Here is a 12702-nt window from a genome sequence, read left to right on the forward strand (position 1 = left end):
AAAAGTATTTCGAGTATGTACTTACGCCTTTATTTTTAGCAGTTTAGCGTAATAAAAGCCATCCATATTTTTATCACCTGGCAAAAGTTGCCAGCCAATACTTTCATTATCGCAAGTTTCATTGTTATCTATTGGGATAATTTTTGCGTCTGTATTGTTTTCAATAAATAGTTTTACTTGTTCGCTATTCTCCTGAGGAAGAATGCTACAAGTCGCATAAAGTAAAGTACCACCGGGTTTAAGCAAAGACCATATCTCTTTTAAAATTTGCTGTTGTAAAACGGCTAGAGAATCAATGTCATCTGCTTTACGAAGCCATTTAATGTCAGGGTGGCGACGAATAACGCCAGTGGCAGAGCAGGGAGCATCGAGTAAAATACGATCAAAAAGCTCACCTTGCCACCAAGATTTAGTATCTGCCGCATCAGCGGTGATGACTTTGGCTGTTAGCCCTAAGCGAGTGAGATTCTCTTGTACGCGAACTAACCTTTTTTCTTCAATATCGATAGCTGTCATGGAGGCAATATCTGGTGTTTGCTCTAAGATATGACAGGTTTTACCACCGGGTGCTGCACAGCAATCCAATACGACATCACCGGGTTGACAATCAAGTAACCGAGCAGATTGTTGTGCTGCTGCATCTTGTACGGATACCCAACCTTGTTCAAAGCCTGGTAGCTTTGTCACGTCGGTTGGGCGTGCTAGTTCAATTGCCTTACTAAGCGGCTCTACAGCATTAATGGATATTTCAGCCTCTGAGAGTAGCTGTTGATATTCAGCACTGCTGTGATGTTGTTGATTTACTCTGAGCCACATAGGTGGTTTTTGTTGATTGGCTTTGAGAATATTTTGCCATTGTGTTGGATAAGCTAGCTGTACTTTTTTAATAAACCAACTGGGATGGTTGTATTGAATTGAAACAGGTTGGTTTTCTGGCAAATTGATTGTTGAAGATGATAGTGCGCGGACAATATTTCGTAATACGCCATTGAGTAATGCCTTCATATGGCGATTTTTTAGCGCGCTTGTTGCTGCTACGGTTTCACTTACTGCGGCATGATCAGGAATGCGCATATACTTAATTTGGTAGACACCGACTAGTAATAAAAAATGAAACACGCGTTGTTTACCTGTGAGAGGCTTTTTCATTAAGCCCCTAACTTCATGTTCTAATTCAGGTAAATAGCGTAAAACACCATAACAAATTTCTTGTAAAAGGCCTTTGTCTTTAGCTGAGACTTTTTCTTGATGTTTTGGGAGCTCATCACTTAGGCTGCGCCCTTGATCAATAACGCTATAACAGCACTTAGCGGCGAGTGCGCGAATATTTATCGGCTTTTGGTTAGCTACTGGAGAAGTTTGATTAGACATTTATTTTGACAAACCATTGATATTGCCGCCTACTTTGAACCAGTCAGCGCGACCATTTAATATATCTTGAACCGGTAGTGCTTTTTTATTAGGTAATTGTAACACTTGCAAACAAAGCGCGCCTGAACTGGTTGCGACAAGGATACCGTTTTTATCAGCAGAGATAATAGTCCCTGGTGCATGAGCGCTTTTTAGCGCTTGAACGGTTGCTTGCCAAACTCGAATTTTATGTTGTTTAGCATTGTCAGTATTTTCTGTGTAGGTGAACTGAGCAACAGGCCAAGGAATGTAAGCTCTTACTTTTCTCTCTAGGGTTGCAGCACTAAGTTGCCAATCTAGTTCAGCTTCGGCCTTGTCTAGTTTGTGAGCATAAGTGGCTAAATCATCATTTTGCGCCATTGCTTGATGCTTATTTTCACTGATTAAGTGTAATGCGTTAATTAATGCTTTAGGTCCTAGTTGAGCGAGCTTTTCATATAAGCTGGCACTTGTGTCTGTAATTTCGATAGCACATTCGGCGGTTAAGATCATATCGCCAGTATCTAACCCCTTATCCATTTGCATAATGGTTACGCCGGTTTTTTCATCGCCAGCCTCTAATGAACGTTGAATAGGTGCTGCACCGCGCCACTCTGGTAACAAAGAGCCATGAACATTAATACAACCTAAGCGAGGTGCATTTAAAATACTTTCAGGGAGTAACAAGCCATAAGCAACAACAACCATAATATCGGCTTGGTATTGTGCTAATTGCTGCTGATCAACAGCTTCTTTAAAGTTAACCGGTTGCTCAACCATTAAGTTATGCTCTAGTGCCAACTGTTTAGTGGCACAAGCAGTTAATTTTTTACCACGGCCGACAGGTTTGTCTGGGGGGCAATATACTGCAACAACATTGTGCTCACTTTCAATCAGTGCTGCTAAATGCTTTGCGGCAAAGTCAGGTGTTCCAGCAAAGATAATATTTAATGGTTTTGACAAAAGGGTTTTCCTAAAAAATGTTAAGCGTTAGCTTTTTCTATGCGTGCTTCTTTTTCTAACTTAGTTTTGATTCGTTGACGTTTAAGTGGCGATAGGTAATCAATAAACAAAACACCGTTTAAATGATCAAGCTCGTGTTGAATGCAAATACTAAGTAAGCCTTCACCTTCTAATGTAAATTCTTTACCGTCTCTATCTAAGGCTTTTACCGTACATTTTGTATGCCTATCCACTTTGGCGTAGGTTCCGGGCACAGATAAGCAGCCTTCTTCATTAATTACCGTGTCATCACTTTTAGCGATGATTTCAGGGTTGATTAATACAATAGGTTGATCAGCTTCTTCAGAAACATCCATCACCACAATGCGCTGATGAATATTCACTTGAGTGGCAGCTAAGCCAACACCATTTTCATCGTACATGGTGGCTATCATGTTATCTACAATTTCACGAGTAGCATCAGTCACTTCTTCTACAGGGCTAGCCTTTGTTTTTAAACGAGGGTCTGGAAAACGCAATACAGTTAAAATAGTCATAATCTTACAAATGTTTAATAAAAGAATTAGCGATAATTCTTTTAGAGTGTTATGTTTATCATTATAGCAATTAATAATACTTCATTTCTATAAAAGCATGAAAAACCATAATAAAGGAACGAATCACATGCTAAAAAAAATACTGTTAACACTTTCCTTGTTTTTATGTTCTTTAATTTCGTGGGCTGACCAACTGAAAATCAATGATGATGCACCTAAAACCTATGTGGTTGAAAAAGGTGACACACTTTGGGATATATCGGCAATTTTTCTTGAGCAGCCCTGGTTATGGCCTAAATTGTGGCGATTAAACCCTGAAATTAATAATCCGCACTTAATTTACCCTGGTGATATATTAAGGCTGATGTTTGACGATAAAGGGCAGCCCATGTTAGTGGTTGAGCCTGTAAAAGTTAAACCAAGCTATAAGTGGTCACCTAAAGTTCGTCAACAAAACAAAAATGACTCAGCAATTAGCTTATTACCACTAGAAGTTATTGCGCCTTTTATTAAATATGATCACTTATTTAGCGAAGAACAACTTGAAGCGTTACCTCATGTTATAGGTAGCGATGAAGGTTATCGCTCAAGTATTACCGGTTTTAAAGTTTACGTTAATCAAGATTTAGAGTTAGCTAAAACCTATGCGATTTATAATAAAGGTGAAGAAATTATTGATCCTGAAACCGAAGAATCTTTGGGTTTTTATGTCGATTTAGTGGCAACAGGTCAAGCACTTCGCACCGGTAATATGGCAGAAAAAGAGCCAGCAACGATAAAAGTCACTACAGCTAAGCGAGAAATTCGCTCTGGTAATTACGTTGTGCCAGTGCATGATGGTCAAATGCTGCCGTCTATCTTTGAAATGAAGGCTGTTGATGAAGCGTTTCGTGGCACTATAGTTAAAGCCGCTAGTGATGGTCGTGAATTTGGTAAATTAGAAGTAGTTATGATTAACCGCGGTAGTGAGCACGATGTTGCCGTTGGTAATGTTATGGCGATTAAACGCTTAAGCCCTGGTGTTGTTGAAACTAGCACAGGCCCTAAGTATACCGATGAAGCGCCGCGCTGGGATCGTATGTTAACGTCAGATGGTTCAGATTATAAAATGCCAGAAGAGTCACTTGGTGAGCTCATGGTATTTAAAGTGTATCAAGAAGCGAGCATGGCACTGATATTGCGGACAGAAAAACCTTCAAGATTAAGAGATATTGTAACTGCGCCTGAGTAGTAAAAACTACTCGCTTGTTTTTAGCTCAAAGGATAGAGCTTGCCTTGTAATATGTCAGGGTAAATTCAAGGAGGGAAAATGGAAAAAAGCAAGGTTCACTATTGGCTAGCTTTAAAGCTAGTGCCTAGATTAGCAATACATAAAAAATTAGCGCTTGTTGACTCCTATGGGTTAGCGGCGCTTTTTTCTTTATCAGAGCAAAAACTTTCCGTATTAACGTCTGCCAATAATTTATCCGCCAAACAACTCTTAGCCTTTCATAAACCTGACTGGAATTTTATTGACGGTATTATTCAAGCTAGCTGTGCTTGTGGCAGTGAAATTTTGACCATTGATGATGAGCTATATCCAGTACTGCTAAAACAAATTTATGATCCACCGCTGGTGTTATTTGTAAAAGGTAATACGAAAATATTAAACAAAACCCAGTTGGCAGTAGTAGGGAGTCGCAGTGCCACTGTAAACGGTAGAGAGCATGCCTTTGAATTATCTCAGCAACTCAGTAAGCAGGGAGTGGTTATCACTAGCGGTTTAGCGATAGGCATAGATGGCGCAGCGCACAAGGGTGCCTTAACCACAAGTACAGGCACCATAGCTGTTGTCGCTACTGGTTTAGATAAAGTTCACCCTGCTAGACATAAGCCTTTAGTTAAAAGCATAATCGCTAACCAAGGGGCCATTGTGAGTGAGTTTTTACCTGGGACATCACCTAAAGCAGGACATTTTCCGAAACGAAATCGTATTATTAGCGGTCTAAGTAAAGGAGTATTAGTTGTCGAAGCTGAAATTAAAAGTGGCTCTTTGATAACGGCTCGATCTGCATTAGAACAAAATAGAGAGGTGTTTGCTGTGCCGGGAACTATCAGCAACCCACAAGCGAAAGGGTGTCATTTATTAATTAAACAAGGAGCTAAACTTGTAGAAAATGCAGCCGATATAATAGAAGAACTAGCTATTGATGATGAGTGTGTTCTACACTTAAATCATGAACGACAAACACTTGCTAAAACTTCAGCAATAAAAGCTGAAAAAAAGATAAATAATGACTTGTGCAATGATGTATTGTTGGCTAGTGTGGGATTTGAAATTACTCCTGTTGATCGGGTAGTTTCTCGCAGTGAACTTCCTATCGAGGAAGTGTTAACTAGGTTAACAATGTTAGAGCTTAGTGGTTTGGTTGCTTCCGTTCCCGGAGGCTATTTGAGACTACAGTAAATAATTCTCATTGATATAAGGGGTTAGTGATGTTTGATATCTTAATGTATCTGTTTGAAAATTATATTCATAGTGAAGCTGAGGTTATGGTTGATCACGACACCTTAACAGATGAGTTAACCCGCGCCGGCTTTCATCAAGATGAAATTTATAAAGCACTTAATTGGCTAGAAAAGCTTGCTGCTCTGCAAGATACTGATGCTTACCCTTATTTGACACGAGTGGGTAATCAATCTGTTCGTATATACACAGAAGAAGAAATGCGCTTGCTAGATACTGAAAGTAGAGGTTTTATTTTGTTTTTAGAGCAAATTAACGTCCTTGATTTTAGTACTCGTGAAATGGTGATTGATAGAGTCATGGAGCTTGATACTAAACACTTCACCATGGATGACCTAAAGTGGGTTATTTTGATGGTGCTTTTCAATGTGCCAGGGCAAGAGTCTGCTTATTCTCAAATGGAAGATCTTGTTTTTGATGAACAAGAAGGGCCTTTACACTAACTTTTGTTCAATCTATAGCCTTCTTTAATAAGGTTGTGGCATAATATGTCGCAACTTTAACCGCCTTTTTTTGTTCTAAAATGTCTAAACCGCCTGAAAATAAACATGATAAGCCATTGTTTTCTCGTCATGAGCATGCGCTAGAAAAGGCGTATGAAATTTGCCCTGATTGTGGCTCTGAGTTGTCAATAAAACGCGGTAAAGCTGGCAACTTTTTGAGTTGTTCTAATTACCCTAATTGTCAATATACTCGCTCAATAGTTGAACATGAGCGTGTTGCTGATACGGTTTTACCGGGTAGTGAATGCCCTTTATGTGGGCAAGAGCTGGCGGTAAAAGAGGGGCGGTATGGTATGTTTATTGGTTGTACAAATTACCCTTCGTGTCATCATATTGAAGGCGAACAACCACATGAAGCACTCGATGTTAACTGCCCATCATGTAAATCAGGTAAATTAAAAGAGAAAACAAGCCGCTTTGGTAAGACTTTTTATTCTTGTGATCAGTATCCAAAATGTAAATACGTCATTAATTATTCTCCTATCGCAGAGGAGTGTCCAGAATGTCACTGGCCAATTTTGATCAAAAGACATATGGCTGGGGGAGATATGCTGATGTGTCCGCAAAAAAAATGTAGTTATAAACGTAAAACATCGTAAACACTATCTTGTAACCTTAGCTGACTAGTTAAGTTTTATCTCGTCGAAAACAAGGTTATAATACTCTATTAGCAGTAGTACTTATGAGTACTAGACAACGCCTCAACGGGGCATATTTAAATTAATTTGAAAGGCTTTTGAACATGACAGTAGGTATTATCATGGGTTCTAAGTCGGATTGGCCGACAATGAAACATACAACAGATATGCTTGATCTTCTTAACGTACCCTATGAAACTAAAGTAGTGTCTGCACATAGAACTCCTCACTTACTTGCTGAGTATGCAGAAAGTGCAAAAGATAGAGGCATTAAAGTTATTGTTGCTGGCGCAGGTGGTGCTGCACACTTACCGGGTATGGCAGCAGCTTTCACTCCTTTACCTGTTTTAGGTGTTCCTGTTCAATCTAAAGTATTAAGTGGTAAGGATTCTTTATTATCTATCGTTCAAATGCCTAAGGGTATTGCCGTTGGTACGCTAGCTATTGGTACCGCGGGTGCTGCGAATGCAGGCTTACTTGCCGCGCAAATTATCGGCACCCACGATGCTACAGTGATGGCCGCGATTGAGAAGTTTAGAAAAGAGCAGACTCAGAATATTCTTGATAATCCAAACCCTGCTGAGTAGAAGATAACATGAAGGTTTTAGTATTAGGCGCTGGCCAATTAGCTAGAATGATGGCATTAGCAAGCAAGCCTCTGAATATAGACGTTAGAGCATATGATGTTGGCAGCGAGCAAGTTGTTGACCCACTCTCGCCAAATGTGATTTTTGGTGATTTGACTGCAGGCATTGACTTTGCTGACTCAATCACGGCAGAGTTTGAACATATTGATCACGACGTTTTAATGCGCTGTGAAGCTTCAGGTAAATTATTCCCAAGTAGCCAAGCAATTAAAACTGGCGGTGATAGACGATTAGAGAAAAACCTTCTATCACAGGCGGCGGTTAACAATGCAACACATAAAGTTGTGACAACCAAAGCTGAATTTGATGAGGCTTTAAACACTTTAACTTTACCACTTATTCTAAAAAGTGCTTTAGCTGGATACGATGGTAAAGGGCAGTGGCGATTAAAAGACTTGTCGCAAGCCGAAACTATTTGGCAGGAAGTCGATACTTTTATCAAAGAAGATACGAGTGGCTTGCAACAAGCTGTGGTTATTGAGCAAATGGTTTCATTTGATCGAGAGCTGTCAATGGTTGGTGTGCGTAATAAGACTGGTGAAACATATTCTTATCCACTTACTGAGAATCACCATACTAATGGCGTACTCAGTGTTTCTTTAGCAACTAATGAACACCAAAACCTGCAAGCACAGGCATCAGAAGCTTTTGATAAAATAGCGAGTGAACTTAATTATGTTGGTGTTCTTGCCATAGAGTTTTTTCAAGTGGGTGACTCTTTATTGGTTAATGAAATTGCGCCACGAGTACATAATTCTGGCCATTGGACTCAACAAGGTGCTGACACTTGTCAGTTTGAAAATCATATGCGGGCAGTGTGTCATTTACCTTTAGGCTCAACCGCTTTGGTTAGACCAACAGCTATGATTAATGTACTAGGTACTGATGTTGTTCCTGATAGTATTTTAGCTATTCCCAGCGTGAGTATGCACTGGTATGGTAAGAGTAAACGAGCTGGTCGCAAAATGGGGCATATTAATGTGTCTGGTAGCAACAGAAGTGAGTTACTTTTACGGTTGCAAACCGTTGCTAAGCAGCTTCCTGAAAGTGACTTTCCTGAAGTGAGTGATTACATTAATCAATTACAATAATTGTCTTTATCAGAGCAAAAAGTAATAGAAATGGCTGATTTATTTTCGGCCATTTTAGTTTTTACGGTTTATACCTATAGGTATGATTAAATTATCAGAGTAAATAAAAAAGTATGTCAGCGGTTTTAAACGTATATCAACAAGGCGGTGTTATTGCTTATCCAACAGAGGCAGTGTTTGGCTTAGGTTGTGATCCTGATAACCCTGCGGCCATTCAAAAGTTACTGAAGATTAAAAATAGGCCCGAAGAAAAAGGACTTATATTACTCGCGGGTGAATTTAAACAGTTGCTACCTTATATAAATATTACCAACCTTTCACAAACGCAAATAGATACCATATTAAGCCGTTGGCCGAATGGTATAACGCAAGTATTACCCGCTAATCCAGAGATATCATCCTTGTTGACGGGGCAATTTAAAAGTATTGCAGTTCGTATTACTGACCAGCAAGATGTTGTCTCGCTGTGTGAGCTTACTGGCAAACCCATAGTTTCGACGAGTGCTAATTTATCTGGCGAAGAGCCAGCAAGAACATGGCAAACACTTGATGAAAATTTGATCACTGTGATCGACCACGTCATAAAAGGTGATACTTTGGCATATAAACAACCTTCAAAAATTATTGACGGTCTTACTGGAGAGTTATTTCGCGCATGAATAGCATAAGTATTAATACCGTTGTTGAATATTTAAAGACTCTGCAAGACTATATTTGTCAGTCGCTGGAAGATGCTGATGGCAAAGCCAAGTTTGTGGAAGATAGTTGGACAAGAGCAGAAGGTGGCGGTGGCCGAACTCGTGTGTTAACAGATGGCGCTGTTATTGAGCAAGGCGGTGTTAACTTTTCTTTGGTATCAGGAGATAAATTACCACCTTCAGCAACAGCACATCGTCCTGAGCTTGCTGGTAGAACATGGCAGGCCTGTGGTGTTTCACTCGTTATTCATCCTAAAAATCCACATATCCCAACGTCACATGCTAATGTGCGATTTTTTATTGCTGAAAAAGAAGGTGAAGAGCCCGTTTGGTGGTTTGGTGGTGGTTTTGATTTAACCCCTTTTTACCCGAAAGAGGAAGATGTTCAACACTGGCATCGTACTGCCTATGAGTTGTGTAAGCCCTTTGGCGAAAATATTTATCAAGAGCATAAAAAATGGTGCGATGAATACTTTTATTTAAAACATCGCAATGAGACTAGAGGTGTGGGAGGCTTGTTTTTTGATGATTTAAATCATTGGGATTTCGACACCTGTTTTGATTATATTAAAGCGGTCGGCCAAGGGTTTGTGGATGCTTATGTGCCAATAATCAATAAACGAAAGTCTACGCCTTTTACTGAGCATCAACGCCAGTTTCAACTCTATCGCCGTGGTCGTTATGTTGAGTTTAACCTTGTTTTTGATCGCGGCACACTATTTGGCTTGCAATCAGGTGGAAGAACAGAGTCTATTTTAATGTCTATGCCACCACTAGCTCGCTGGGAATATAACTACCAACCTAAAGATAATTCAGAAGAGGCTAAATTATATAGCCGTTATTTAACACCACAAAACTGGTTAATGCTTTAAGTTGATAAAATAGCGTAGCCAAAGTGTATTTTTGCCCGTTTCTGCCAGTGATAAATGTCACAAATATAAATGTTAATCTAGACTTGGAGCGGGCTTTTCACTGAATATGTTGATCAAAATCAATAAAGAGCAACCCCTCTTAGTAATAGCCAGAAAAACCTTGTGCCATATCAACTTTTTATATGCTAATAGTTTTATTATACCCACATATTTTTAAGGGGTATAAAACATGAAAAAATCAATATTAACAATCGCATTACTTTCTAGCCTATCTACCGCTACTTTTGCTCATCAAGCGGGTGACTTTTTAATCCGTGGTGGTCTTACAACGGTTAATCCAGCAAGTGATAAAGCTTCGGTATTATTAGACGGCGCAGACACAACATTAACGTTATCGGTAGAAGACAACGCTCAATTAGGTTTAAATTTTGTTTACTTTTTTGATAGTAATTGGGCAATAGAAGTACTTGCTGCGACACCATTTACCCATGATGTTATTTTAAATGATAGAGGCGGTGTCACTGAATCTGTTTATGGTATTGACTTAAACGGTGCAACATTAGCAGAAGTAACTCACTTACCGCCAACGATTAGTGCTTTATATTATTTTGATACAGGTACGGCACTTAAACCTTACGTTGGTGCAGGTATTAACTATACTGTTTTCTTTGATGAAGAGTTTACCGATACTCCAACCGCGGCAGGTTTTAGCAATTTAGAACTAGATGGCTCTTTTGGTTATGCAGTGCAAGTAGGTGTTGATTACGAGCTAAGTGCAAACTGGTCTATTAATGCATCAGCACGTTATATAGACATAAGCACTGATGCAAGTTTTGACTTAGATGATCCTCTCAATGTTGGTTTGTCAGGAAAAGGCAGTGCTTCAGTAGAGGTAAACCCAATGGTTTACTCACTGATGATTGGTTATAAGTTCTAATACAATTTAAACGCATAAACCATAATAAAAAGCAGTAATTCATTACTGCTTTTTTGTGTTCTTAAAAGGATAATTCGGTTAGGCTACAGGTATTATTTCTTTATGGTTATCGTTATGGATCAGTATCGCGTTTTTGGTAATCCAATTAAACAGTCACGTTCTCCTTTTATTCACCAGTCATTTGCAAAAGCGACTAAGCAAGCGCTTAACTATGAAATTCAATTTGCAGAGTTGGATGGTTTTACAGAGGCTGTGAAAGTATTTATTGCTCAAGGAGGTAAAGGGGCAAATGTGACAGCACCCTTTAAAGAGCAAGCGATGGCAATGTGCGATGAATTAACAGAACATGCCAAATTGTCTGGCGCCGTTAATACACTTTCATTTAAAAATGGCAAAATTTATGGTGATACCACTGATGGCGTTGGCCTTGTTAATGATTTACTTGCTCATGATGTTTGCCTTGAAAACAGTCGAATACTGTTGCTTGGCGCTGGCGGAGCATCAAAAGGGGTAGTATTACCTTTGTTAAATCAAATGCCAAAAAGTTTAACTATTGCTAATAGAACGGTATCTAAAGCGCAAGCTATTGTTGATCAATATACAGAACAGCCATTATCAGCATGTTCTTTTGAGGAAGCCAATGAGCAAGCATTTGATGTCATTATTAATGCAACTTCTGCGGGGCTTTCAGGTAATGGTGTACCAATCTCTGAAAAGTTAATGACACAGCAAACTGTTTGTTATGATATGACCTATGGAAAATCACTGACGCCATTCCTGAAAAAAGCCAAAGAGCTCAAGGCGCTAAAGATTATTGATGGTTTAGGTATGCTGGTTGGTCAGGCTGCAGAAAGTTTCTATATATGGCGAGGAGTAAGACCTGATATGGAAGAAGTGATGGCACAATTAAAAGCTTCACTTGCTTAGGGGAAAACTTTGAATCAAGCAATTCTATTCAATGATGATTTAATTTTTGATGAAGAAAATGATGCATGGCGATTAACGGCATTGCTTTCAGGACAAACTGTTACTATCTACTTTCATTCATCAACACTAAAGCAAGGGATAGCAATAGATCAAAGCACTAAGTTTGACTTAGAAGAAAAGGCAGAACTCTGGCTCGAAGATAATGAGCCAGAAGGTCAAGAAATTCATATTAATTTGCATTAAGCTCCGCTAGATAGTCATTTTTTAGTGCTACATAATTGAGAGCCGATTGCTTAAGAAAATCAGATTCACTAGTTTTTAATTGTCTAACTTGCCTAATAGGGTTGCCAACATACAAGTAACCACTTTTAAGGGTTTTATTGGGTGGTATAAGTGAACCTGCCCCAATAAACACATCATCTTCAACAATTACACCGTCCATAATAATAGCGCCCATACCTACTAGAATGCGATCACCTAGGGTGCAGCCATGTAACATACACTTATGGCCTATCGTTACATCGGCACCAATAATCAATGGGTTTCCGCTAGGATTATTCTCACTTTTGCGGGTGACATGTAAAACCGTACCGTCTTGAACATTAGTTCGCTCACCAATGCGAATATAATTCACATCTCCGCGCGCAGCGACAAGAGGCCAAATACTGACATCATCCGCTAAAGCAACTTCGCCTACAACAATGGAAGAGGAATCTATATACGTAGAATTACCAACAGTGGGCAAAATACCTTTATAAGTACGAAGTGAATTGTTTATTGTCGTGTCATGAATAGTTGTCATAGTTTAACGTCACATAAAGAAAAAATTAATATAACAACAAGATAGCATAAAATAGGTTTATTAATAAAACTAGGGTTTAGAATTGACCTTTATACACAGTTAAACTTCAACAAAGATAAAGCTTGTATGAATATTGACCGAAAAATAAGAAAAGTGATATTTTTTAAAAATAACTGTTGACCCAGTAGTAAAA

15 protein-coding genes are annotated in these 12702 nt (G+C 39.1%); 11 read left to right on the top strand and 4 right to left on the bottom strand.

Annotated elements, in window-relative coordinates:
* Nucleotides 1-21: 21 nt before the first annotated feature.
* The 3 genes from rsmB to def are packed head-to-tail and all read right to left on the bottom strand — an operon-like array spanning nucleotide 22 to nucleotide 2888.
* Nucleotides 22-1371, bottom strand: a complete 1350-nt coding sequence (gene rsmB, locus AC27GZ_RS05075; protein WP_487093792.1) for a 16S rRNA (cytosine(967)-C(5))-methyltransferase RsmB — start codon at nucleotides 1369-1371, stop codon at nucleotides 22-24.
* A complete protein-coding gene (fmt, locus tag AC27GZ_RS05080; RefSeq protein WP_487093793.1) occupies nucleotides 1372-2352 on the bottom strand; it encodes a methionyl-tRNA formyltransferase in 981 nt (326 codons plus the stop codon).
* A gap of 20 nt (nucleotides 2353-2372) precedes the next feature.
* Nucleotides 2373-2888: a peptide deformylase gene (def, locus tag AC27GZ_RS05085; protein ID WP_487093794.1), complete on the bottom strand. Its 516-nt coding sequence runs from the start codon at nucleotides 2886-2888 to the stop codon at nucleotides 2373-2375.
* Between the two features lie 127 nt (nucleotides 2889-3015).
* On the opposite strand from def, the gene AC27GZ_RS05090 reads away from it, so the two are divergent.
* The 11 genes from AC27GZ_RS05090 to AC27GZ_RS05140 all read left to right on the top strand — a co-directional run bounded on the left by AC27GZ_RS05090 (nucleotide 3016) and on the right by AC27GZ_RS05140 (nucleotide 11950).
* Nucleotides 3016-4119 (top strand): LysM peptidoglycan-binding domain-containing protein, encoded by a 1104-nt coding sequence (locus AC27GZ_RS05090; RefSeq protein WP_487093795.1) that lies wholly within the window; start codon nucleotides 3016-3018, stop codon nucleotides 4117-4119.
* 78 nt (nucleotides 4120-4197) lie between these two features.
* The gene (gene dprA / locus AC27GZ_RS05095; RefSeq protein ID WP_487093796.1) at nucleotides 4198-5334 is read left to right on the top strand and encodes a DNA-processing protein DprA; all 1137 of its coding nucleotides are present in this window, start codon (nucleotides 4198-4200) and stop codon (nucleotides 5332-5334) included.
* Between the two features lie 29 nt (nucleotides 5335-5363).
* Complete coding sequence (locus AC27GZ_RS05100; RefSeq protein WP_487093797.1) at nucleotides 5364-5837, top strand: DUF494 family protein; 474 nt, start codon at nucleotides 5364-5366, stop codon at nucleotides 5835-5837.
* 80 nt (nucleotides 5838-5917) lie between these two features.
* Entirely contained in the window at nucleotides 5918-6496 is a 579-nt protein-coding gene (locus AC27GZ_RS05105; RefSeq protein ID WP_487093798.1) for a DNA topoisomerase family protein, read from the top strand.
* 143 nt (nucleotides 6497-6639) lie between these two features.
* Entirely contained in the window at nucleotides 6640-7122 is a 483-nt protein-coding gene (gene purE / locus AC27GZ_RS05110; protein WP_487093799.1) for a 5-(carboxyamino)imidazole ribonucleotide mutase, read from the top strand.
* 8 nt (nucleotides 7123-7130) lie between these two features.
* Nucleotides 7131-8273: a 5-(carboxyamino)imidazole ribonucleotide synthase gene (locus AC27GZ_RS05115; RefSeq protein WP_487093800.1), complete on the top strand. Its 1143-nt coding sequence runs from the start codon at nucleotides 7131-7133 to the stop codon at nucleotides 8271-8273.
* 113 nt (nucleotides 8274-8386) lie between these two features.
* Nucleotides 8387-8932, top strand: a complete 546-nt coding sequence (gene tsaC / locus AC27GZ_RS05120) for an L-threonylcarbamoyladenylate synthase type 1 TsaC (RefSeq protein WP_487093801.1) — start codon at nucleotides 8387-8389, stop codon at nucleotides 8930-8932.
* Nucleotides 8929-9843 carry an oxygen-dependent coproporphyrinogen oxidase gene (gene hemF / locus AC27GZ_RS05125; protein ID WP_487093802.1) on the top strand — a complete coding sequence of 305 codons (915 nt, stop codon included), beginning with the start codon at nucleotides 8929-8931 and terminating at the stop codon, nucleotides 9841-9843. The genes tsaC and hemF overlap by 4 nt, the downstream gene beginning before the upstream one ends.
* A gap of 229 nt (nucleotides 9844-10072) precedes the next feature.
* Nucleotides 10073-10780 carry an OmpW/AlkL family protein gene (locus AC27GZ_RS05130; RefSeq protein ID WP_487093803.1) on the top strand — a complete coding sequence of 236 codons (708 nt, stop codon included), beginning with the start codon at nucleotides 10073-10075 and terminating at the stop codon, nucleotides 10778-10780.
* 114 nt (nucleotides 10781-10894) lie between these two features.
* Nucleotides 10895-11707 carry a shikimate dehydrogenase gene (aroE, locus tag AC27GZ_RS05135; protein WP_487093804.1) on the top strand — a complete coding sequence of 271 codons (813 nt, stop codon included), beginning with the start codon at nucleotides 10895-10897 and terminating at the stop codon, nucleotides 11705-11707.
* Between the two features lie 9 nt (nucleotides 11708-11716).
* Nucleotides 11717-11950, top strand: coding sequence for a hypothetical protein (locus tag AC27GZ_RS05140; protein WP_487093805.1), 234 nt, complete (start codon nucleotides 11717-11719; stop codon nucleotides 11948-11950).
* Here the strand turns inward: AC27GZ_RS05140 and AC27GZ_RS05145 are convergent.
* A complete protein-coding gene (locus tag AC27GZ_RS05145) occupies nucleotides 11937-12509 on the bottom strand; it encodes a gamma carbonic anhydrase family protein (protein WP_487093806.1) in 573 nt (190 codons plus the stop codon). The genes AC27GZ_RS05140 and AC27GZ_RS05145 overlap by 14 nt on opposite strands.
* Between the last annotated feature and the right edge of the window lie 193 nt (nucleotides 12510-12702).

This window comes from Colwellia sp. SU-HH00943, assembly GCF_057546125.1.

Bases quoted from the DNA above. Each gene is read 5' to 3' on its own strand.
- rsmB (WP_487093792.1), bottom strand. From the start codon at position 1,371: ATGTCTAATCAAACTTCTCCAGTAGCTAACCAAAAGCCGATAAATATT.
- def (WP_487093794.1), bottom strand. From the start codon at position 2,888: ATGACTATTTTAACTGTATTGCGTTTTCCAGACCCTCGTTTAAAAACA.
- AC27GZ_RS05090 (WP_487093795.1), top strand. From the start codon at position 3,016: ATGCTAAAAAAAATACTGTTAACACTTTCCTTGTTTTTATGTTCTTTA.
- dprA (WP_487093796.1), top strand. From the start codon at position 4,198: ATGGAAAAAAGCAAGGTTCACTATTGGCTAGCTTTAAAGCTAGTGCCT.
- AC27GZ_RS05100 (WP_487093797.1), top strand. From the start codon at position 5,364: ATGTTTGATATCTTAATGTATCTGTTTGAAAATTATATTCATAGTGAA.
- AC27GZ_RS05105 (WP_487093798.1), top strand. From the start codon at position 5,918: ATGTCTAAACCGCCTGAAAATAAACATGATAAGCCATTGTTTTCTCGT.
- purE (WP_487093799.1), top strand. From the start codon at position 6,640: ATGACAGTAGGTATTATCATGGGTTCTAAGTCGGATTGGCCGACAATG.
- AC27GZ_RS05115 (WP_487093800.1), top strand. From the start codon at position 7,131: ATGAAGGTTTTAGTATTAGGCGCTGGCCAATTAGCTAGAATGATGGCA.
- tsaC (WP_487093801.1), top strand. From the start codon at position 8,387: ATGTCAGCGGTTTTAAACGTATATCAACAAGGCGGTGTTATTGCTTAT.
- hemF (WP_487093802.1), top strand. From the start codon at position 8,929: ATGAATAGCATAAGTATTAATACCGTTGTTGAATATTTAAAGACTCTG.
- AC27GZ_RS05130 (WP_487093803.1), top strand. From the start codon at position 10,073: ATGAAAAAATCAATATTAACAATCGCATTACTTTCTAGCCTATCTACC.
- aroE (WP_487093804.1), top strand. From the start codon at position 10,895: ATGGATCAGTATCGCGTTTTTGGTAATCCAATTAAACAGTCACGTTCT.
- AC27GZ_RS05145 (WP_487093806.1), bottom strand. From the start codon at position 12,509: ATGACAACTATTCATGACACGACAATAAACAATTCACTTCGTACTTAT.